A 21,296-nucleotide genomic window follows, 5' to 3' on the forward strand; every position below is an offset into this window, starting at 1 on the left:
GGCCCGGACTACTTGACGATGTCACCGATCTTCGGCGCCGGCTCGGCCTTGTAGTTCGCCGGGCCGAAGTTGGCCTCGACCGCCTTCTGCCAGGAGCCGTCGCTGACCATCTTCTCCAGCGCGGCGTTGATCTTGTTGACGGTCTCGGTGTCGCCCTTCTTGACACCGATGCCGTAGTTCTCATTGCTGAGCTTCAGGCCGGTCAGCTTGAACTGGCCCTTGTACTGGTCCTGCGCGGCATAGCCGGCGAGGATCGAGTCGTCCGTGGTCACCGCGTCCACGGCGCCACGCTGCAGACCCGCGATGCACTCCGAGTAAGAGCTGTACTCCTTGAGGTTGGCGTCCGGAGCGATCTTCTCCTTGACGTTCTGCGCCGAGGTCGAGCCGGTCACCGAGCACAGGTTCTTGCCGTTGAGGTCCGTGCCCTCGGAGATGTCCGAGTCGGCCTTGACCAGCAGGTCCTGGTGGGCCAGCAGGTACGGGCCGGCGAAGTCCACCTGCGCCTGGCGCTTCTCGGTGATCGAGTAGGTGGCCGCGATCATCTTCACGTCACCGCGAGACAGGGCGTTCTCGCGGTCGGCGCTCTTGGTCTCGATCCACTCGATCTGGTTCGGCTCGTAGCCGAGTTCCTTGGCGACGTACGTCGCGACATCCACGTCGAAACCGGTGTAGCCACTCGGCGTCTTCAGACCGAGCCCAGGCTGGTCGTACTTGATACCGATCTTGATCTTGTCGCCGCCGGCCGACCCGCTGCCGGTGTCGTCCTTGTCGTCGGAGCCGCACGCGGTGGCGGCCAGGGAAAGGGCGAGTACGGCTGCCGAGGCGGCGGTGACCTTGCGGAGCTTCATGGTGAACATCCTTTGGGTGGTGTCTGATGCGGGCCGTCGGTGCGGGTGACGCAGGTCGTCGGGGCGGCGCTGCGCGTCGTCAGTGGTGGAGGATCTTCGACAGGAAGTCCTTGGCACGGTCACTGCGCGGATTGCTGAAGAACTGGTCGGGCGCAGCCTGTTCGACGATGCGGCCGTCCGCCATGAACACCACGCGGTTTGCGGCCGATCGTGCGAACCCCATCTCATGGGTGACCACGACCATGGTCATGCCCTCACGGGCGAGCTGCTGCATGACCTCCAGCACCTCGTTGATCATCTCGGGGTCGAGGGCCGAGGTCGGCTCGTCGAAGAGCATGACCTTCGGTCCCATGGCCAGAGCCCGCGCGATGGCAACGCGCTGCTGCTGGCCGCCCGAGAGCTGCGCCGGGTACTTGTCGGCCTGGGTGCCCACGCCGACCCGGTCGAGGAGGGCGCGTGCCTTCTCCTCGGCTTTCTTCTTGTCAGTCTTGCGGACCTTGATTTGGCCCAGCATCACATTCTCGAGCACGGTCTTGTGCGCGAAAAGATTGAAGGACTGGAAAACCATGCCGACGTCGGCGCGCAGCCGGGCCAGCTCCTTGCCCTCCTGCGGCAGCGGCCTGCCGTCGATCGTGATCGTGCCGGAGTCGATCGTCTCCAGGCGGTTGATGGTGCGGCACAGGGTCGACTTGCCGGACCCGGAGGGCCCGATGACGACGACGACCTCGCCGCGTGCGATCGTGAGATCGATGTCCTGGAGAACGTGCAACGCGCCGAAGTGCTTGTTGACGCTCTTCAGGACGACCAGATCGCCGGTCGCGGCCACGTCTTCCTTGGCCACCGATACTTCGGTCATCGCTCTCAGGCTCCGTCCTCCTCGGGTTTCGGAGGACAGTAGTAACCACTCCCGACCAGCGTCATTACATCTGAGGGGAATCTGAGCATCACGATCCGATAGCAATCGGACACGTGTCGTAGCACTTGTGACCTGCGCGCGTATCGGGCGGATAACGGTAGCCACGCGCAACCGGAACCCCCTTGACGGCGTCCTCGTCCATCAGCGTGACTGCCATCGTGCACGCGCGCGTGGCCACCGCGTTCGAGGGCGCGCCCGAACCGTACGTCTTTCTGCCGCGTCAGGATGTACGTTCCACCCCGTCAGGCCGTACGCACGATGAACCGGAGGAGGCCCGGATGAGACTGCTGCTCGTGGAGGACGACAACCACGTCGCCGCCGCGCTGACCGCGGTGCTCAAGCGGCACGGGTTCGACGTCACCCACGCGCGCAGCGGTGAGGAGGCCCTCCAGGCGCTGGTCCCCGAGGGGCCCGGCTTCGGCGTCGTCCTGCTCGACCTGGGGCTGCCCGACCAGGACGGCTACGAGGTGTGCGGCAAGATCCGCAAGCGCACCGCCACCCCGGTGATCATGGTGACGGCCCGCTCCGACGTGCGCTCCCGCATCCACGGCCTCAACCTGGGCGCCGACGACTACGTGGTGAAGCCCTACGACACCGGAGAACTGCTCGCCCGGATCCACGCGGTCAGCCGGCGCACCGTGCAGGAGGAGCCGGTCACCGGCGCCGAGAGCGCCCTGCGGCTCGGCCCCCTGGAGATCGACCTGCCCACCCGCAAGGTCACGGTGCACGGCTCGGTCGTCCAGCTCACCCGCAAGGAGTTCGACCTCCTCGCCCTGCTCGCCCAGCGCCCCGGAGTGGTCTTCCGCCGCGAGCAGATCATCAGCGAGGTCTGGCGCACCAGCTGGGAGGGGACCGGACGCACCCTGGAGGTGCACGTCGCCTCCCTGCGCGCCAAGCTGCGCATGCCCGCCCTGATCGAGACCGTACGCGGCGTCGGCTACCGCCTCGTCGCCCCGGCCGCATAGCGGGGCCGGGTGCGCACACGACTCCTGCCGCTGCTCATCGTCCTGATGGCGGCCGTGCTGCTCGCCCTCGGCGTCCCGCTCGCCATCAGTTTCGCGGGCGCGCAGCAGCAGAAGGTGGTCGTCGACCGGATCGACGACACCGCGCGCTTCGCCGCGCTCGCCCAGTTCGTCAGCGCCGCCACGGACGCCAACGGAACCACCTCGACGTCCATGAACGAGCGGCGCGCGTCGCTCAGTCGCGAACTCGACCAGTACCACGACGTCTACGGCATCCGTGCCGGTGTCTTCTACCGCACCGACACCCCCATGGCCCACGCACCGCGGGACTGGTTCCTCCCCGAATCGGGCGAGGTGCGCGAGGCGTTCAAGGAGGCGCTGCTCAGCCGGCGCAGCCACGACCCCGAGCAGGTGTGGCCCTGGGAGCGCCGCCGCCTAGTCGTCGCCTCCCCGGTCATTCGCGACGGCGACGTCATCGCGGTCGTCGTCACCGACTCACCCACCGGGCCCATGCGCTCGCGCATCCTGCACGGCTGGCTGGTCATCGGCGCGGGCGAGAGCGCCGCGATGCTGCTCGCCATCGGCGCCGCGCTGCGCCTGACCGGCTGGGTGCTGCGGCCGGTGCGGATCCTGGACGCCACCACCCACGACATCGCCACCGGACGGCTGAAGTCCCGGGTCGCGGCGGCCGGCGGCCCGCCGGAACTCCAGCGGCTGGCCCGGTCGTTCAACGAGATGGCGGACCACGTCGAGGAGGTGCTGGAGCAGCAGCGCGCCTTTGTCGCCGACGCCTCGCACCAGCTGCGCAACCCGCTCGCGGCGCTGCTGCTGCGCATCGAACTACTGGCCTACGAACTACCGGAGGGCAATGAGGAGATCGCCTCGGTCCAGGCCGAGGGCAAGCGCCTCGCCGACGTCCTGGACGACCTGCTGGACCTGGCCCTGGCCGAGCACACCGAGGCCGACCTGCGGATCACCGACATCGGTGCGCTGACCGCCGAGCGCGTCGCGGCGTGGGCGCCCACCGCCGAGGCCAAGGGGGTGCGCCTGGCCGGCACCTGCCCGCCCACCACCGCCTGGGCCGACCCGGTGGCCCTGTCCAGCGCCCTGGACGCGGTCATCGACAACGCGGTGAAGTTCACCCCGCGGGGGGAGAGCGTCGAGGTGGAGGTCGCCATCGACGGCGACACCGCGACCGTCGTCGTCAGCGACCGCGGGCCCGGCCTGACCGACGAGGAACTCAGCCGCGTCGGCGACCGCTTCTGGCGCAGCGGCCGCCACCAGAACATCAAGGGCTCCGGCCTGGGCCTGTCCATCAGCCGAGCCCTGCTCGCCGCGGGCGGCGGCACGATCACCTACGGCCATCACGAGCCGCAGGGCCTGACGGTGACCGTCCGGGTGCCGAGGACGGGCGGGACGTAGGAAGCGCCCGCCCGTGGAGGCCCCGCCCTCGGCCGCGGGCGTCTACGGCTTCACGGCCCGGTAGTAGCGGCGGGCGCCCTCGTGCAGGGGGAGCGGGTCGGTGTAGATCGCCGTGCGCAGGTCGACCAGCTGTGCCGAGTGGACGTGCGCGCCGATCTCGTCGCGGCTCTTGAGCACCGCCCGGGTCAGCCACTCGGTGAGCCGGGGGTCCATGTCGGCGCGGGTGATCAGCAGGTTGGACACCGCGATGGTCGGCACGGCGACGCCGTTCTGGATGGTGGGGTAGGCCGACTCGGGCATGTTCGTCGCACGGTAGTAGCTGGTGACGTCGTCCTTGTTGTGCATCTTGGCGACCAGGTCGGCGTCGATCGGCACGAACCGGAAGGTGAAGGTCTCGGCCAGTTCCCGCAGCCCGCCCGTGGGCAGTCCGCCGGACCAGAAGAACGCGTCGATCCTGCCTTCCTTCAGCCGCTGCGGCCCGGTGTCTATGCCCTCCGACACCGCCGTGACGTCCTGGTCGGGGTCCAGACCGGCCGCCTCCAGCACACGGTTGGCTATCAGTCGCACACCTGAGCGGGGCAGCCCTGTCGCCACCCGCTTGCCGCGCAGATCGGCGACCGACCGGACGTCCGAGTCCCGCGCCACGACCAGCTGCACATAGTCGTCGTACAGCCGGGCGACCCCGCGCAGCCGCGCCTCGGATCCGGGGTGCTGGGCCTCGTACGCCGCCACCGCGTCGGCCGCGGCGATGGTGACGTCGGCCTGCCCGCCGACCAGCCGCTGGACGTTCTCCTCGGAGCCGTTGCTGTCCAGCAGGTTCACCTTGAGCCCCGGCATGTCCTCGGCCAGCTCGTTGCGCAGCCGGCTGCCGTACTCCTGGTAGACACCGGCCGTCGTCCCGGTGCTGAAGGTGATCGTCCCGGTCGGCGGCTCCTCGCCCAGCGGCAGCAGCCACCACAGCAGCAGCCCGAGCGCGACGACACCGACGGCCGCGGACTGCAGGGCGCGCCGCCTGCCGACGCGGAGGGAGAACCTGGACATGGCGGCGATCCTGCCAGGCGGTGCGGGTGACTGAACAGGGCGGGGCTCACAGCGGGCCGGGAGCGTCAGTGGGGGCTGATGCAGTCGGGCGCCGGGCGCCAGGTGGTGCCGATGCGGCCGGGTCGGGAGTGCGGGAAGGGCCGATGCGGCCGGGTCGGGAGTGCGGGAAGGGCCGATGCGGCCGGGTCGGGAGTGCGGGAAGGGCCGATGCGGCCGGGTCCCGGAGTGCGGGAAGCGCCGATGCTGCCGGGTCGGGAGTGCGGGAAGGGCCGATGCGGCCGGGTTCCGGAGTGCGGGAAGCGCCGATGCTGCCGGGTCGGGAGTGCGGGAAGGGCCGATGCGGCCGGGTCCCGGAGTGCGGGAAGCGCCGATGCTGCCGGGTCGGGAGTGTGAGAAGCGCCGATACAGTCGGGTCCCGGAGTGCCAGGGGCGCCGATGCAGCCGGGCCGGGAGTGTCAGTAGGCGCCGATACAGTCGGCCGTATGAGTTCCTCGCCCGCCCGCATGGTCCGTGAGTTCCACCTCGCCTTCGGTCTCGACGCCCGCAGTACGCCGACACAGGTGCCGTCCGAGCTGGCCGCGCACCGTGGGGAGCTGCTCGCGGAGGAGGCCGCGGAGGTCGCCGAGGTCTCGGTGAGCGGCCCGCTCGACCGGCTGGCGCACGAGCTGGCGGACGTGGTCTATGTCGCGTACGGCACGGCCCTGGTGCACGGCATCGACCTCGACGCGGTGATCGCCGAGATCCACCGCTCCAACATGACCAAGCTGGGCCCCGACGGCCAGGTCACCCGCCGCGCCGACGGCAAGGTCCTCAAGGGGGAGCACTACGAGGCGCCGGACGTGACCGGGGTGCTGCGTCGCCAGGGCTGGGCACCCGACGGCGCCTGACGACCACGGCCGGCCACTGCCCCGGACGTAGCCACGGCCCGGCGTCGCTCACCTGCGGGACGCACTCCGGGTGCGGGCCGATCACCGGCGGCCGATCCTGGGAGCGGTCACCGCAGGAACGGGGCCGCGCCGTACCTCTCCGGTCCCCCGGCGCATGGCGGACGGCCCCGCACGACGCCCGCGCGGCGGGGCTGGAGGAGGGGCGCCCATGGCCGGCCACCACCGCGACGAGAGACAGCAGGGCGCCGACACCACGCCGCTCCCGGCCACGTCCGAGTCACCTCCGCCGCCGGGCGCGCACCCCGGCACCACCGCCCCCGCCGACCGCCCGACGCCCGCGTCCTGGCGCAACCTGGTCGTGGCCACGATCGGCTTCACGCTCACCTTCTGGGCGTGGAACCTGATCGCCCCGCTGGCCGGCAGCTTCGACGACCGGCTGCACCTGACCTCCCTCGCACAGTCGGCGCTGGTGGCCGTCCCGGTGCTGGTCGGTTCGCTGGGACGGGTCCCGGTCGGCGCGCTCACCGACCGCTATGGCGCCCGCGTGATGTTCCCCCTGGTCAGCGCGCTGACAATCATCCCGGTGCTGCTGCTGATCCCCGCCAAGTCCTCCTACGGCGCCCTGCTCGCGGTCGGCTTCGTGCTCGGGCTCGGCGGCACGACCTTCGCGATCGGGGTGCCGCTGGTCAACGCCTGGTTCCCGCCCGCCCGCCGGGGCGCCGCCCTGGGCGTCTTCGGCATGGGCATGGGCGGAGTGGCACTGTCCGGATACTTCACCCCCCGTCTCTACCAGCACGGCGAGAGCCTCCCCTTCCTGGCTCTGGCCGCCGCGCTGGCGCTCTACGCGGTCCTCGCCGCCGTCCTGATCAACGACCGGCCCGGCCGCCCGGTTCCCACCACACCGCTCACCACCCGCCTCGCCGCCGCCGGCCGGCTCCGCGTGACCTGGGAGCTGGCCGCGCTCTACGCGATCGGCTTCGGCGGCATCGTCGCGTTCGGCGTCTACCTGCCCACGTACCTCAAGACCTGGTACGGCCTGAGCCCCACCGACGCGGGTGCCAAGGCCGCCGGTTTCGCCCTCGTCACCGTCGTCTTCCGGCCCATCGGCGGATGGGTCGCCGACCGGGTCCACCCGGCGGTCGTCACCGCGTGGGCGCTCGGCACGGTCGCGCTCCTCGCGGTCGTGCAGTCCTTCGACCCCTCGCTCACCCCGACGGCCACGGTCTGCCTGCTGCTCATGGCCGCCGGCCTGGGCACCGCCAGCGGGGCCGTCTTCGCCCTGGTCGCCCGGGTCACCCCGCAGCCGCAGGTCGGCAGCGTCACCGGCATCGTGGGCGCCGTCGGCGGCCTCGGCGGCTTCGTCCCGCCGCTGGTCATGGGCGCCGTCTACAGCGCAAAGGAGTCCTACTCCATCGGCTTCATGCTGCTGTCCGACCTCGCCCTGGCCGGCTGCGTGTACGCGTACGGCCGTATGCGGGCCGCGGGCCGCGCCGCCGACGCTGACGGCCGTGCGAGCGCACGCGCGACGGCGTGATTCAGTCTCGGCGCCCCCGCGCGGGTGTCACGCGGGGGCACCCTCGACGAAGAAGACCAGGTGGTGCGGGGCCGGCCGTAGCAGGCCGTCGCGGACCGCGAGGGCCGTGGCCTCGGCTCGGGAGGCGGCGCCGGTCTTGCGGAGCAGGTGCTCGATATGGCTGTGCACGGTTCGCGGGGACAGGAACAGCGCCTGCGCTATGGCCTGGTTGGTCTGTCCCGTCGCCGCCCGGGTGAGCACCTCCAGCTCCCGGGGGCTGAGCCCGTACGGCATCTCGGTGGGAGTTGCGTGCACCAGCACCGCGTCCGCCGTGAGCCCCGGACCCGGCCGGTGCCGGTGCAGGGTGACGCGGTACCAGGCGCCGTCGGCCGGCCACAGCAGCCGCAGCCGCCGCCCACCGGTGTCGGCGAAGGCGCGGATCAGGCCCTGGAACTCCGGGTCCCGCAGCACCCGGACCCGGTCACGGTCAGGCAGGTCGATCACCGCGTCGGCGGTCACGAGGTTCGCCGCGCCGCGTTCCGGCAGGCCGTGCGTCTCGCCGGCGCGTGTCACCGGGTCGGCGAGGGCTGCGAGGGCCGGGCTGACAGAGGCGAGCAGCCGACGTGCCTCGATGTCGTAGGCGTCGGGGCTCTCCGTGTTCAGGTGGACCAGGCCGACGAGGCGGTCGCGGTGCCGCAGCGCTCCGGTGACGCCGTCGCGGAAGCCCGCCGGGCGGACCCGCTCGGCGTAGAACCAGCCCTGGCGGAAGCGGGGGCCGAGTTCCTCCGGGTCCTCGGTGTCCTCGCAGATGGACGGCGGCAGTTCGCCGCCCACGACGTTGCGGTACCACGGTGTCGTGACGAACTCGGCGGCCAGGGCCTGCGAGGTCGCGGCGCTGTAGCCGATGCCCGCGACCTGGACGTGGGCGCCGGTCAGCGGGTCGATCGCGAGCAGGGTCGCGGCGTCGAGGGGCAGCACGCGGGCGAGTTCGCGCAGCGCCTGGTCGCAGGCGGAGGCGATGTCACGTTCGCGGGTGAGCATGCCGATGCGGGCGGCCGCCGCGATCTGATGGTGGCTGAGCATGCGAGCCTCCGGGGAACGGCTCGGGACCACGAGGATTCGTTTGGGGCCCAACGATAGGGAGGGGGGCCGCGCCGGGCAAGGCGTTCGCCATTACGCGATGCGTGAGGCATCCGCGCGTCCCACCGATCGGTATTTGTACGGATGGTGGAGCGGGGCGCCGAAGTCTTTCCTGTTCGGCACAGCCGGACGCCCGCCTGGAGCGGGCCCGCCCCCTCGGAGAGCCCTGCCATGATCACACCCCGGTTCGACGCCGTCCCCGCGCTCTCACGCAGACGGTTCCTCGCCCGCTCGGGTGCCGCCGCCGCGGCCACCGCGCTCACCGCCGCCGGCTGCTCGGCGCCGCCCAGCGCGTCGGCCACGGCCGGGTCCTCGCCCTCGCCCTCGAAGGGCGCGCGCCTGACGAAGATCGGCCTGGACTACCCCTTCACCCAACTCCCGCTCTACTCCACGCTGGTCAAGCTCTCCACCGCCGCCGCCAAGAAACACGGCGTCTCGCTGCTCACCACGAACGACGCGGCAAGCCCCGACACCCAGGCCACCAACCTCACCACCTGGGTCGCCCGCGAGATCCCCGCGATCGTGTCGTTCCCCATGGTCTTCGAGGCTGCCGAACCGATCGCCCGGCAGGCGCTGGACGCGGGGCTGATCTGGGTGACGTACGGCGGCTCGCTGGAGCACCAGAGCGCCGACATCCGGTTCAGCTTCCGCGAGGGCGGCACCCTGCTCGGTGAGGCGGCGGCCAGGTGGGCCGAGGAGGCGCTCGGCGGGAAGGGAAAGGTCGCCTTCCTCACCGACCACACCATCGAGCTGGGCCGCGAGCGCACCCAGGGCATGATCGACGCCTTCACCAAGCTCGCTCCCGGGGTCGACGTCGTCGCGCAGGAGCAGGCCATCGACCCGGACTCCGGGCTCGCGAAATCCAACGCCGTCCTCGCCAAGCACCCCGACCTCAACATCGTCCTCGGCGTCACGGACGCGGCCGCGTACGGCGGGTTCAAGGCGCTCCAGCAGGCGGGCCGCGGCAAGGACGACGCGAAGACCTTCGTCGGCGGGCAGGACGGCGCCGTGCCCTCCCTCCTCGCCATCAAGCAGGGCACGTTCTACCGCGCGTCGGCGGCCCTGGCGCCGCACGACATCGCGAACGCCGTGGTCGACGTGCCGCTCGCGGTCGCCGCCGGCAAGGCCGACCCCAGCGTCCAGGTGCCGATCTCCTTGGTCGGGCCGGGCGACACCGCGACGATCGACGACCTGCTCGCCCAGAACGCCTAGGGACCTGCCATGACACCGGTGAACCTGCGCATACGCGGGCTGAGCAAGTCCTTCGGCGGAGTGCGGGCCCTGGACGGCGTGGACCTGACCGTACCGATGGGCCAGGTCCACGCCCTGCTCGGCCACAACGGCGCCGGCAAGTCCACCCTCATCAAGTGCCTGGGCGGCGCCTTCGCGCCGGACGCGGGCACGATCGAGGTCGGCGGGACGTCGTACACCCGGCTCAGCCCGCGCGAGTCGATCGACGCGGGCGTGGCGATCATCTTCCAGACGCTGAGCGTGGTCGACGCGCTCACCGTGACGGAGAACATCTTCCTCGGCCAGGAGTGGACCCGGTACGGCCGTATCGACCGGCGCGCCCAGGAAGAGGTCGCCGCCGGACTGCTGAAGCGGGTCGCGGCCGGCTGCTCCCCGCGTGACCGCGTGGCTGACCTGCCCATGGGGCAGCGGCAGTTGGTGGAGATCGCCAAGGCGCTCAGCCGCAGCGCGTCCGTACTCGTGCTGGACGAGCCGACCGCGGCCCTGTCCGCCGCCGAGAGCGACGCGCTGGCCGCGCGCGTCGAGGACCTGCGCACGCAGGGGCTGGCCATCGTGTACGTCACCCATCTGCTGTCGGAGGTCGAGCGGCTCGCGGACGCGGTGACCGTGCTGCGCGACGGGCGGGTCGCCCACCACTCGGCGGTGGCGGGACACACACGCCGCGAGCTGGTCGAGGCGATCGCCGGCCGACCTGCTCAGGAGGCCCGGAAGCAGCCCCGTGAGTCCGTACGCGCCCCCGGCCGGCCCCGGTTCACCGTCGAGGGCCTGCGCGGCCCCGGCTTCGGCCCGGTGAGCCTCACGGTCCACGAAGGGGAACGCGTCGGACTGTTCGGGCTCATCGGCTCCGGTCGTACGAGGATCCTGGAGACCCTGTACGGCAGCCGCCGCGCCGCCGGCGGGACGATTCGGGTCGGTGACCGGCCCGTGGCGCCGGCCCGGCCCGCCGAGGCGCTCGGCGCGGGCATCGCGCTCGTCCCGGCCGACCGGCGCCGCCAGGGACTGTTCCCGGTGCTCGGCGCGCAGGACAACGCGATGCTGCCCTCCGTCCGGGCCCTCGCCCGATCCGGCGTACGGGCACTGGGCGCCGAGCACCGGGTGTTCGGCGCGCTCGCCGAGGCGGTGGGGCTGCGACCGGCCATGCCCCGGCTGCCCGCCGCCGCGTTCTCCGGCGGCAACCAGCAGAAGCTCGTGCTCGGCCGGTGGATCAACGAGGCCCGGCACGTGCATGTCCTGCTGCTGGACGAGCCGACCCAGGGCGTCGACGTCGGCGCCCGGCAGGAGATCTACCAGGTGGTGTCCTCGCTCGCGGCCGACCGCGGCACCGCCGTGCTGTTCGCCTCCAGCGACCCCGAGGAGGTCGTGGCGCTCGCCGACCGCTGCCTGGTCGTCGCCGCCGGCCGGGTCGTCGGCGAACTCTCCGGCGCCGAACTCACCGAACAGGCCCTGCTGTCGGCCGTCCATCACGCCGCCGCCGTCACCCCGTACGCCGAAGGAGCAGCATGACGACCGCCGACTCCGTCCTCACCCGCCCCCGCGTCCTCGCCTCGGGTGGGCTGACCGCCGTACGGCGCCAGCCGCTGATCGCCGTACTCGCCGTGATGGTGCTGGTCTTCCAACTGTCCACGGGCAGCTTCCTCGACCCGGCGAACCTGCGCGGCATAGCCACCGACGCAGCCGCGCTGGCCATCGTCGCGGTGCCGGCGGCGCTGCTGGTCATCAGCGGCTACCTCGACCTGTCGGTCGGTTCCACGCTCGCCCTCGGCGGGCTGGTGGCGGGCTGGCTGGCCGGGCAGGGGCAGCCACCCGTCGTCGCCGTCCTGGGCGCGCTGGCCGCCGGAGCGGCGGTGGGCGCGGTCAACGGCGTCCTGTGCTGCTACCTCGGCCTGTCGGCGTTCATCGTCACGCTCGGCATGCTGACCGCCGTACGAGGGCTGGCACAGCAGCTCTTCCCGCTGCCGCTGAGCGGTTTCGGGCCCGGGTTCGCCTGGCTGGGCGGGGCGCGGATCGCGGGCGTCGCGGCACCGGTCGTCATCGCCGCGCTCGTGCTGGTGGCGGGCGCGCTGTTCCTCGCCCTCACCCCGGCCGGGCGGCATGTGTTCGCCGTCGGCGTCAACCGGGAGGCCGCCCACCTCTCGGGCATCGACGTCCGCCGTACCCCGTTCGCGCTGTTCATGGCCACCGGCGTCGCGGCGGCGCTGGCCGGTGCGATCAAGGCGTCGGTGCTGGACAGCGTGGTCGCCGGGACCTCGGGCGCCGGGTTCGAACTGGCCGTGCTCACCGCCGTCCTGGTGGGCGGGGTCGCGCTGACCGGTGGTTCCGGCTCGATCCTCGGTGTCCTGCTCGGCGTGCTGTTCCTCGGTTTTCTGCAGAACGGCCTGACCCTGCTGGACGTACCCACGTTCTGGCAGCAGATGGCTCAGGGCAGCGCCCTGGTGGCGGGCGCGGCGCTGGCGTATTTCGCGCCCCGTGCCAGCCGTTGACCCACGCCCGTACCCCTTCGGGAAGTCGCCCCCCGACACCCCTTCCGAAAGCTGCCCCGCCCCCTTCTGAAAGAGGTCCCCGTGCCCGGTTCCGCTCCCACCCTCGTCCTGACCGGCGGTCAGGTCCTCACCGTCGACGGCGGCTTCACCGTCACCGAAGGCGTCGCCGTACGCGGCCGGAGCATCGTCGCCACGGGCAGCGACGCCGAGATGCGCGCCCTGGCCGGCCCCGCCACCCGGATCGTCGAACTCGGCGGCCGGACCGTCCTGCCCGGCATCAACGACTCCCATCTGCACGGGGCGGCCTACGGCATGACCAAGCCGCCCTTCGCCATCGACGTCGGCCACCCCGCCGTGGGCTCGATCGCCGACATCACCGCCGCGGTGGAGCGGGCGGTGCGAGCCGCCCGCCCGGGCGAGTGGATCGTCGGCCTGGGCTGGGACCCCGGCTATCTCGCCGAGTGCCTGGCCGACCCGCGCCGCTTCCCGCACCGCCGCGACCTGGACGCGGTCGCCCCGCACCACCCGGTCTGCCTGACGGACTTCTCCTCCCACATGGTGTGGGCCAACAGCGAGGCGCTGCGCCGCTGCGGCCTCGACGCAGGCAGCACGCCCCCACCCGGCGGTGTGATCGACCTCGACCCGGACGGGCAGCCGACCGGCATCCTGCGCGAGGCGGCCCAGCGGCTCGTGCAGGCGGCCCTGCCCACCCCGACGATCGCCCAGCGCCGCCAGGCCATCCAGGGCGTGGTCCGTGAACTGCACGCGCGCGGGATCACCAGCTACACCGAACCCGGACTCGGCCCCGGCGGCACCGACACCCTCTTCGGCGGCCTGAGCACCGACAACTGGACCGCCTACGCCGAACTCGTGACCGCCGGTGAGCTCCACGCCCGGGTCAGCGTCCTGCTGCTGCCCGCCCCCATGGGCGGCTCCGCCGACGACCTGCGCAAAGGACTGGCGGAGCTGCGCCGCCCGGCGTCGGCGGACCCCCGGCTGCTCAACGCCATCGGCGTCAAGATCTTCGCCGACGGCGTGCCACCGAACCGCACGGCCTGGATGAGCGAGCCCTACCCGGAGGGCGGCCACGGCTCCCTGTGCGTCCACGGCGACACTCCCGCACTCCAGGTGGAGGAACTGGGGGAGATGATCACCCTCGCGCACGAGGCCGGTTTCCAGCTCGGCGTGCACGTCACCGGCGACCGGGCCATCGACACGGTCGTGGCGGCCTTCGCCGCCGCTCAGGCGGCCGCGCCCCGTCCGGACGCCCGGCACTACGTCATCCACGGCGACTTCATCACCCCCGGCAGCCTGGCGAAGCTGGCCGCGCACGGCTACGGCGTCAACATGAACCCCGCCATCAAGTGGACCGTCTCGGACCTGATGGACGAGGTCGTCGGCCCGGAGCGCTCGGCCTACCAGTGGCCGGTACGGTCCGCGGTCGAGGCCGGCGTCCGGGTGTGTGCCAGCTCCGACGCGCCGATCACCGAGCCCGACTGGAGGCAGGGCGTGGCCGCGATGATGCTGCGCGAGTCCAAGGCCAGCGGCCGGCCGAGCGGCCCCGAGCAGTGCGTGACGCTCGCCCAGGCCCTGCGCGCCTACACCGCCACCCCGGCGTGGCAGGACTTCGCCGACGACTGGAAGGGCACCGTCCAACCCGGCAAGGTGGCGGACCTGTGCGTCCTGGACCGCCCGCTGCTGGGCCTCGACCCGCACGACATCACCGACGTCCAGGTGGACCTCACGGTCTTCGACGGCCGTGTCGTCCACGAGCGCTGACCCCGGGAGCGTCCGGATGGCATCTCATCCCCGCATGCTGCTCGTGCTGAGCGAGAACTGGACGCTGACCGGGGGCCGGGCCGACCTTCCGACGGCCGTGCGCTGGGCCCGCGAGGCCGAGGACGCCGGCTTCGACGCGGTCATGGTCAGCGAACACATCGTCCTGGGCCCCGACGCGGCCGCCGCCGGCATCATGGGCAACCCCCGTGACTACGCGCTCCCCGGCAACCAGGACCCGTACACCCCCTGGCCCAGCTCGCTGCTCCTGCTCGCCGCCATCGCCTCGGTCACCTCACGGCTGCGGCTGGCCGCCGCGGCGGTCCTGGCACCGCTGCGGCACCCTCTGCTGCTCGCCCGCGAACTCGGCACCCTCGACCTGATCAGCGAGGGACGGCTGATCGTCCAGCCCACGGTCAGCTGGAGCAGGGACGAGTACGACGCCCTGGGCGTGCCGTTCGCGCGCCGCGGGCGGCTCCTCGACGAGCATCTGGAGGTCTGGGCGAAGGCGTGGGGGCCGTCACCGATCTCCCATGACAGCGAGCATTACCCGTTCCGGGACGTGTACTTCGAGCCCAAGGCGTACCGACCCGAGGGCCCCCGGCTGTGGTTCGGCGGCCAACGCCTCCACGGTCCCGTCCTGCGCCGTCTCGTCGAGTACGGCCACGGCTTCCACCCGCTCGGCAGCCCGACCCCGAAGGAACTGCACACCCTGAGGGAGGCGATGGCCGCGGCCGGACGGGACGTCGCCGACCTGGAGATGATCGGCGGCACCCGGGCCGTCTTCCCCGACGACCGTTCACCGGCCGACCTCGGCGCGGCCCTCGCCTCCCTGCCGGAGCAGAGGGAACAGGGCTTCACCACCTTCTGCGTCAAGCCCAACCAATTCATCGACGACCCCGGCGACGTCGGGCCGTTCTGCCGGGAGGTGATGCGGCGTGTGGAGGCGCTGACGCGGAACTGAGAGCGCCGCCTCAGTGAGAGCGGACCAACTGCTCGACCCGGTCGTGGACGCTTTCCACGTGATGTTCGGATTCCGGCTTCATCAGGACGCTGCGCAGGATGCGTGCGGCGTCGGCGTCCGCGGTGATCTTCGGGTGGCGTGCCGTGAACGCCTCGCGGTCGGCTGTGAAGGTGCTCAGGAACACCGGGTCGCCGCTCACCATGCCGTCCGCGAGGACGCGTGCCGACGCCGCGTCGACGGCGCTGAGGGTGGTGGGTGCCGCGGCCGGGAAGTAGCTGACGATGTCGAGCTCGGGCCGCTGGTACAGCTCCAGGGCGTCGGACGCGGTGATCAGGTCGGCCCAGCGCAGGGCGGCCCGCCGACCGGCCGCCAGGACCCGGCCGAGGCCGTCGGGCGTGGGCGGCAGGAGCTGGAAGGTGAGCCAGAGGGCGGCGGCCGAGGCGCCCGCGCGGGAGCACTCCAGGCTGATCTCGCCGAGGTGGAGCTCGGTGGAGGTGAAGTAGGTGTACGGCGAGTCGTGGAGGTAGAAGCGGCCCACCTCCGGGTCGCGGAAGAGGACGGCGCCGCAGCCGTAGGGCTGGAGTCCGTGTTTGTGCGGGTCGACGACGACGGAGTCGCACCGGGCGATCGCCCGCCAGGGCTCGGCCGGGAGCCCCTCGGGGCCGTCGGCGCCGGCCAGCAGGGTGAAGAAGCCGCCGTAGGCGGCGTCGACGTGGAAGCGGACGCCGTAGCGGTCCCTGAGGGGGAGGGCGGCGTGGATCGGATCGACGACCCCGAGCCCGGTGGTTCCGGCGGTGAGGACGACCGTGCCCACCTCTCCGGTCCGCAGGGTGTCCTCCAGCGCGTCGAGGTCGATCCGGCCGCGGTCGTCGGTGCGGATCGGGTGGCCCTTCATGCCGAGGACATGGCACATACGGCCGTGGGTGTAGTGGGCGTCGGCGCTGTAGGCGACGCCCTTGCCGGGGTGGAGTTCCCGGGCGACGAACAGCGCCTCCAGGTTGGCGATCGTGCCGCTGGTGGTGAGATGGCCGAGGTGGGTGTCGTAGCCGAACATCGCGGCGAGCTGTGCGACGGCCTCGCGTTCCATGCGGGCGGTGGCGGGGCCGCCGTCCAGGGCGTGATTGTTCGGGTTGATCAGCATGGTGGTGAGGTAGCCGACCACGGCCGCCGGATGCGGGGGCTTGAGCATCTGGCCCACGTACCGCGGGTGGAAGAAGGGGTAGTTGTCCTTCAGCCGCCCGGTGAACTCCGCGAAGGCGACGGCGAAACGGTCGTCGTCGACGAGGAGGGACGGGTGCGGCTGGTGGGGGCCGAAGGTGTCGGCCCACTGCTGTATCGCGTCGGTGGCCCGGCCGAGCCAGTGCTGCAGATCCACTGATCTCTCTCCTCTGTCCGACTCTCTCTGCGGGTGCTGGCCACCATAGAACTTTGTTGACTGCTCAGCAATTGATTGATCAGTAGTTGAGATATTGGTAGGTGAGTAGGCAGTAAACTCCCCGAAGGGTCGTGGACCGTCTCGGACCGCCCAGGACGGAAAGGACACAGACACGTGGATGCCGCCACTCGGCGAGTTGGGGAAGTCGCCCGCGCAGCCAACAGCCGGCTCGTTCATGACTTCGGGCTGTTGATCAAGGCGGCCACCCGCCTGGAACAGCGGATCGACACCGACCTGCGGCGGGAGTGCGGGATCAGCCACACGATGTTCGAGGTCCTCATCAGGCTCTGCCGCCGACCGGACGAGAACGTCACGCAACGCGAGCTCGCCGACGACCTCACGCTCACCAGCAGCGGCATCACCCGCCTCGTCGACCGCATGGAAGAGGCCGGCCTGGTCCGACGTGTACCGGCCCCGGGGGACCGCAGAAGCGTCTTGGTGCAGTCGACCCAGGATGGCCGTACGGCGTTCCTCCAGGCCGCAGCCGTCCACGCGCGCGTCGTCGAGCGGTACTTCGTCGCACCGGTCGCCCAGGACGACTACGCCCGCCTGACCAGCTCACTCAGCCAGATCCACCAGGCCCTGCGCGACGGCTGACCGACCGCCGCGCAGAGCGGTGACCGCTTCGAGCCGGGCTCAGCTCTCGGCCGGGGTGAGTACCACGAAGTCCGCGTTCGACGGGTCGAGGCAGACGGCCAGCCGGCCGACGCCCTCCGCGTCCTCCGGTCCCATCTGTACGCTGCCGCCGTTCTCGGTGACCTCGGCGACCGTGGCGTCGCAGTCGGCGACGGCGAAGACCGGGTGCCAGTACGGCCGTCCGTTCGCCAGGGCGAGGTTCTCCTCGGGGAGCTCCATGATGCCGCCCTGCATGCGCTCCTCCGGGAGCCCCTCGGGAGTGATGAGGGCGTAGGTACCGCCGCCTCCGGGCAGCTCCATGTCGCTGAACCGCCAGCCGAAAAGGCCGCCGTAGAACTCCTTCGCGGCCGCGGCGTCGCTCGTGTACAACTCGGTCCAGGACAGCGAGCCCGGCCGGTCCACCAGCTCGGCGCCCTTGTTCGTCCCCGGCTGCCAGACGGCGAACTGGCCCCCCAGCGGGTCGCTGTACTGTGCCATCCGGCCCCAGTCGTCGAGGTCCATCGGCGCCACCCGCACGGTGCCGCCCGCGCGCTCCACCGCCCGGGTCGTGGCGTCCGCGTCGGTGACGCTGTAGTAGATCATCCAGGCCGAGCGGGCGCCCTGCTCGGTCAGCTTGCCGAGCCCGGCGACGATCTTGCCGTCCTTGCGGAACATGCCGCCTTCCATGTCCTCCCCCTCGCCCATGGACTCGTAGTCCCACCCGAGCACGGCGCCGTAGAAGGCCGCGGCGGCCCGGACGTCGGGAGCGCCGAGGTCGAGCCAGCAGGGAGAACCGGGAGCGAAATCCGTGGTGATCATGGCAGTGATTCCCTTCCGTGGTCATGTGTGAACCCAGCGTGACACCGACCACTGACAATCGCCCGTCGTCCGCTCTCCGGGGACCGCCTACCCTTGACCCATGACCAGCAGCAGCGACCGGAGCCTCGCAGTGGACGTTCCAGCACCCAAGAGTTATGAGATCCGCACCTACGGGTGTCAGATGAACGTCCATGACTCCGAGCGATTGGCCGGGCTGCTCGAAGACGCCGGGTACGTGCGCGCGCCCGAGGGCTCGGACGGTGAGGCCGACGTCGTGGTCTTCAACACGTGCGCGGTCCGGGAGAACGCCGACAACCGGCTCTACGGCAACCTCGGCCGCCTGGCCCCGAAGAAGGCGTCGCGCCCCGGGATGCAGATCGCGGTCGGCGGCTGCCTGGCGCAGAAGGACCGCGACACGATCGTGAAGAAGGCGCCCTGGGTGGACGTCGTCTTCGGCACGCACAACATCGGCAAGCTGCCGGTGCTGCTGGAACGCGCGCGCGTGCAGGAGGAGGCGCAGGTCGAGATCGCCGAGTCGCTGGAGGCGTTCCCGTCGACGCTGCCGACCCGGCGCGAGAGCGCCTACGCGGCCTGGGTGTCGATCTCCGTCGGCTGCAACAACACCTGCACCTTCTGCATCGTCCCGGCCCTGCGCGGCAAGGAGAAGGACCGCCGCCCCGGCGACATCCTCGCCGAGGTGGAGGCCCTGGTCGCCGAGGGCGTCTCCGAGATCACCCTGCTCGGCCAGAACGTCAACGCGTACGGCTCCGACATCGGCGACCGCGAGGCGTTCAGCAAGCTGCTGCGGGCCTGCGGCACCGTCGAGGGCCTGGAGCGCGTCCGTTTCACCTCCCCCCACCCGCGCGACTTCACCGACGACGTGATCGCCGCCATGGCCGAGACGCCGAACGTGATGCCGCAACTGCACATGCCGCTGCAGTCCGGCTCGGACACGGTCCTGAAGGCGATGCGCCGCTCCTACCGCCAGGAGCGCTACCTCGGGATCATCGAGAAGGTCCGCGCCGCCATCCCGCACGCCGCGATCACCACCGACATCATCGTGGGCTTCCCCGGCGAGACCGAGGAGGACTTCGAGCAGACCCTCCATGTCGTGCGCGAGGCGCGGTTCGCGCAGGCGTTCACCTTCCAGTACTCCAAGCGGCCCGGCACGCCCGCCGCGACCATGGAGAACCAGATCCCCAAGGAGGTCGTCCAGGCGCGCTACGAGCGTCTCGTCGCCCTCCAGGAGGAGATCTCCTGGGAGGAGAACAAGAAACAGGTCGGCCGCACCCTGGAGCTGATGGTCGCGGAGGGCGAGGGCCGCAAGGACGGCGCCACCCACCGCCTGTCCGGCCGTGCCCCCGACAACCGCCTGGTCCACTTCACCAAGCCGGAGCAGGAGGTGCGTCCCGGCGACGTGGTCACGGTCGGGATCACGTACGCCGCCCCGCACCACCTCCTCGCCGAGGGAGCCGTCCTCGACGTGCGCCGCACGCGCGCGGGTGACGCCTGGGAGAAGCGCAACGCCGAGAAGGCCGCCAAGGCGGCCGGGGTCATGCTGGGCCTGCCGAAGATCGGCGTGCCCGCGCCACTGCCGGTGGCGACGGCACCGGCCTGCGGCTGCGACTGACACAAGGCGCTCACCAGGCCACAAGGGCGAGTCGCAGCGGGCACAAAGGTCACAAGAGTCTGCGGAAAACGGGGGAAGCACGGTGTACCAGTTGTGGGGGCTGATCGTCGAGGAGACGACCGGCATGGGGGAACGCAAGGCGTACGCGGCCAAGGTCCTGGAGCACGTCACGGGCACGCGCGAACAGGCCATGGCCCGGCTCGAGGAGTGCGCTCGCTCGTACGTCCCCGAGCATCCGATGAATCCGATCAGCACCCGCCTGTACCGGACGGCCGAGGGCCTGCTGCTCGTCAAGGAGGGCTCGATGCGCACCTACGGCTGCCGTTTCTCGGTCGCCGAGGTGCTGTACGACAGCGTCGCCGAGGAGCAGCGGATCGCGGCCGCCCGTGAGGCGCAGCGGCAGGCGGACGCCCAGCGCAAGGCCGCCGAGAAGGCGGCCAAGCGCGACCGGCGCCGGTCACGCTGGGGGGTCTGACGCGGTCGCGCGGCGGCGGACGGCCCGGCCGGTTACCCTGCCGATCATGCTTGTCGCCGCCGCAGTCTGCCCCTGCCCGCCTCTGCTCGTGCCCGAGGTGGCCGCGGGCGCCGCACCGGAGCTGGACCCCGCGCGTGCCGCGTGCGTGGACGCGCTCGGCGTGCTCGCCGCCGCCCGTCCGGACCGGCTCGTGATCGTCGGGCCCGCCGAGGAGGACCGGCGCGGGGTGTATCCGGAGGGCACCTGGGGATCGTTCCGCGGCTTCGGTGTGAACCTCGACGTGCGGCTGGGCCGTGCCGCCCCGGCGGCGTCGGAGCACCGGCTGCCGCCCTCGCTGGCCGTGGCCGCGTGGCTGCTGGAGCGCACCGGGTGGTCGGATGCCCCGATCGAGGGACTGGGGGTGGGGGAACCTCTGGCGGCCGAGCGGTGTATCGAAGTCGGAAGGGACATCGCCGCCAGGGCCGAGCGGGTGGCGCTGCTGGTGATGGGCGACGCCAGCGCCTGCCGCACGCTCAAGGCACCCGGCTATTTGGACGAGCGGGCGGCGCCCTTCGACGCGTCGGTCGCCCGTGCGCTGGTGGAGGCGGACATCGCCGCTCTCAAGGCGCTGGACACCGAGCTGGCCCGTGAGCTCAAGGCGTCCGGCCGCGCCCCCTGGCAGATCCTCGCGGGCGCCGCCGAGCAGGCGGACCTGACCGGAGCCCTGCTGTACGAGGACGCGCCGTACGGCGTCGGCTACCTGGTCGCGACCTGGTCCTAGCCGCTGCGGGCACATGTGCCCGGACACGGCGGACGGCCGCGAGGTCGGCGCTTCGCGGCCGTCCGCCGATCAATGTGGTTGTGGTGTGCCGTGGCGCTCAGGAAGACGGCGGGGGTGAGTCCTGCGGCGGGGCCGCCTGGTCGCCGCCGTCCTTGTGCGCCAGTCGGTCCATGGCGTGCTTCGCCCGGTCGGTGCCCGTGTGGATCCGGTCGCTGTACTTGCCCTTGGTCTTGTCGTCGACGACCTTCGCGGCTCTGTCGAGACCGTGCTGGATCTTGCCACCGTGCTGCTGGGCGAGGCCCGAGACCTTGTCCTTCGCCGGGGCGAGCTTGGCCTTCACATTGTCCATAAGACCCATGGGT

The 21,296-nt window shown here is 71.7% G+C and carries 20 protein-coding genes; 13 read left to right on the top strand and 7 right to left on the bottom strand.

The features are described 5' to 3' along the window. Nucleotides 1-8: 8 nt before the first annotated feature. Together ACH5AC_RS33315 and ACH5AC_RS33320 are read right to left on the bottom strand one after the other, a co-directional pair. The gene (locus tag ACH5AC_RS33315) at nt 9-848 is read right to left on the bottom strand and encodes a glutamate ABC transporter substrate-binding protein (protein ID WP_398866013.1); all 840 of its coding nucleotides are present in this window, start codon (nt 846-848) and stop codon (nt 9-11) included. A gap of 79 nt (nt 849-927) precedes the next feature. Beyond that, entirely contained in the window at nt 928-1,704 is a 777-nt protein-coding gene (locus ACH5AC_RS33320) for an amino acid ABC transporter ATP-binding protein (RefSeq protein WP_398866014.1), read from the bottom strand. 338 nt (nt 1,705-2,042) lie between these two features. On the opposite strand from ACH5AC_RS33320, the gene ACH5AC_RS33325 reads away from it, so the two are divergent. Then, entirely contained in the window at nt 2,043-2,729 is a 687-nt protein-coding gene (locus ACH5AC_RS33325; protein ID WP_398866015.1) for a response regulator transcription factor, read from the top strand. Nucleotides 2,730-2,738: 9 nt separating this feature from the next. Further along, the gene (locus ACH5AC_RS33330; protein ID WP_398866016.1) at nt 2,739-4,148 is read left to right on the top strand and encodes a sensor histidine kinase; all 1,410 of its coding nucleotides are present in this window, start codon (nt 2,739-2,741) and stop codon (nt 4,146-4,148) included. A 42-nt stretch (nt 4,149-4,190) separates the two neighbouring features. Here ACH5AC_RS33330 and ACH5AC_RS33335 read toward each other — a convergent pair whose 3' ends face one another. Continuing rightward, a complete protein-coding gene (locus ACH5AC_RS33335; protein ID WP_398866017.1) occupies nt 4,191-5,189 on the bottom strand; it encodes a TAXI family TRAP transporter solute-binding subunit in 999 nt (332 codons plus the stop codon). A gap of 482 nt (nt 5,190-5,671) precedes the next feature. On the opposite strand from ACH5AC_RS33335, the gene ACH5AC_RS33340 reads away from it, so the two are divergent. Both ACH5AC_RS33340 and ACH5AC_RS33345 read left to right on the top strand, forming a co-directional pair. Next, nucleotides 5,672-6,076 (top strand): MazG nucleotide pyrophosphohydrolase domain-containing protein, encoded by a 405-nt coding sequence (locus ACH5AC_RS33340; protein ID WP_398866019.1) that lies wholly within the window; start codon nt 5,672-5,674, stop codon nt 6,074-6,076. Nucleotides 6,077-6,284: 208 nt separating this feature from the next. Further along, nucleotides 6,285-7,610 (top strand): MFS transporter, encoded by a 1,326-nt coding sequence (locus ACH5AC_RS33345; RefSeq protein ID WP_398866020.1) that lies wholly within the window; start codon nt 6,285-6,287, stop codon nt 7,608-7,610. Nucleotides 7,611-7,637: 27 nt separating this feature from the next. On the opposite strand, the gene ACH5AC_RS33350 is transcribed toward ACH5AC_RS33345, so the two are convergent. Continuing rightward, nucleotides 7,638-8,672 carry a response regulator transcription factor gene (locus ACH5AC_RS33350; RefSeq protein ID WP_398866021.1) on the bottom strand — a complete coding sequence of 345 codons (1,035 nt, stop codon included), beginning with the start codon at nt 8,670-8,672 and terminating at the stop codon, nt 7,638-7,640. A gap of 228 nt (nt 8,673-8,900) precedes the next feature. Here ACH5AC_RS33350 and ACH5AC_RS33355 point away from each other — a divergent pair, with 228 nt between their 5' ends. The 5 genes from ACH5AC_RS33355 to ACH5AC_RS33375 all read left to right on the top strand — a co-directional run bounded on the left by ACH5AC_RS33355 (nt 8,901) and on the right by ACH5AC_RS33375 (nt 15,200). Continuing rightward, nucleotides 8,901-9,941: a sugar ABC transporter substrate-binding protein gene (locus ACH5AC_RS33355; RefSeq protein ID WP_398866022.1), complete on the top strand. Its 1,041-nt coding sequence runs from the start codon at nt 8,901-8,903 to the stop codon at nt 9,939-9,941. Nucleotides 9,942-9,950: 9 nt separating this feature from the next. Beyond that, nucleotides 9,951-11,483 carry a sugar ABC transporter ATP-binding protein gene (locus ACH5AC_RS33360; RefSeq protein WP_398866023.1) on the top strand — a complete coding sequence of 511 codons (1,533 nt, stop codon included), beginning with the start codon at nt 9,951-9,953 and terminating at the stop codon, nt 11,481-11,483. Further along, a complete protein-coding gene (locus ACH5AC_RS33365) occupies nt 11,480-12,460 on the top strand; it encodes an ABC transporter permease (RefSeq protein ID WP_398866025.1) in 981 nt (326 codons plus the stop codon). Before ACH5AC_RS33360 ends, ACH5AC_RS33365 begins: the two co-directional genes overlap by 4 nt. Before the next feature lie 81 nt (nt 12,461-12,541). Further along, on the top strand, nt 12,542-14,239 hold the full coding sequence (locus ACH5AC_RS33370; protein ID WP_398866026.1) for an amidohydrolase: 1,698 nt from the start codon (nt 12,542-12,544) through the stop codon (nt 14,237-14,239). 16 nt (nt 14,240-14,255) lie between these two features. Beyond that, entirely contained in the window at nt 14,256-15,200 is a 945-nt protein-coding gene (locus ACH5AC_RS33375) for a TIGR03619 family F420-dependent LLM class oxidoreductase (protein ID WP_398866027.1), read from the top strand. A 10-nt stretch (nt 15,201-15,210) separates the two neighbouring features. Here the strand turns inward: ACH5AC_RS33375 and ACH5AC_RS33380 are convergent, their stop codons facing one another. Next, the gene (locus tag ACH5AC_RS33380; protein WP_398866028.1) at nt 15,211-16,575 is read right to left on the bottom strand and encodes a pyridoxal phosphate-dependent decarboxylase family protein; all 1,365 of its coding nucleotides are present in this window, start codon (nt 16,573-16,575) and stop codon (nt 15,211-15,213) included. A 174-nt stretch (nt 16,576-16,749) separates the two neighbouring features. On the opposite strand from ACH5AC_RS33380, the gene ACH5AC_RS33385 reads away from it, so the two are divergent. Next, complete coding sequence (locus ACH5AC_RS33385) at nt 16,750-17,232, top strand: MarR family winged helix-turn-helix transcriptional regulator (protein WP_398866029.1); 483 nt, start codon at nt 16,750-16,752, stop codon at nt 17,230-17,232. 39 nt (nt 17,233-17,271) lie between these two features. On the opposite strand, the gene ACH5AC_RS33390 is transcribed toward ACH5AC_RS33385, so the two are convergent. Then, a complete protein-coding gene (locus tag ACH5AC_RS33390) occupies nt 17,272-18,069 on the bottom strand; it encodes a VOC family protein (RefSeq protein WP_398866030.1) in 798 nt (265 codons plus the stop codon). A gap of 100 nt (nt 18,070-18,169) precedes the next feature. Here ACH5AC_RS33390 and miaB point away from each other — a divergent pair, with 100 nt between their 5' ends. The 3 genes from miaB (at nt 18,170) to ACH5AC_RS33405 (ending at nt 20,934) form a co-directional block, all read left to right on the top strand. Further along, a complete protein-coding gene (miaB, locus tag ACH5AC_RS33395; protein ID WP_398866031.1) occupies nt 18,170-19,699 on the top strand; it encodes a tRNA (N6-isopentenyl adenosine(37)-C2)-methylthiotransferase MiaB in 1,530 nt (509 codons plus the stop codon). A gap of 82 nt (nt 19,700-19,781) precedes the next feature. Next, nucleotides 19,782-20,174 (top strand): hypothetical protein, encoded by a 393-nt coding sequence (locus ACH5AC_RS33400; protein WP_398866032.1) that lies wholly within the window; start codon nt 19,782-19,784, stop codon nt 20,172-20,174. 46 nt (nt 20,175-20,220) lie between these two features. Next, entirely contained in the window at nt 20,221-20,934 is a 714-nt protein-coding gene (locus ACH5AC_RS33405; RefSeq protein WP_398866033.1) for a class III extradiol dioxygenase subunit B-like domain-containing protein, read from the top strand. Between the two features lie 97 nt (nt 20,935-21,031). Here ACH5AC_RS33405 and ACH5AC_RS33410 read toward each other — a convergent pair whose 3' ends face one another. Beyond that, nucleotides 21,032-21,292: an antitoxin gene (locus tag ACH5AC_RS33410; RefSeq protein WP_398866034.1), complete on the bottom strand. Its 261-nt coding sequence runs from the start codon at nt 21,290-21,292 to the stop codon at nt 21,032-21,034. Nucleotides 21,293-21,296 lie beyond the last annotated feature (4 nt).

The organism is Streptomyces sp. NPDC018693 (assembly GCF_044391385.1).
Classification (GTDB): Bacteria; Actinomycetota; Actinomycetes; order Streptomycetales; family Streptomycetaceae; genus Streptomyces.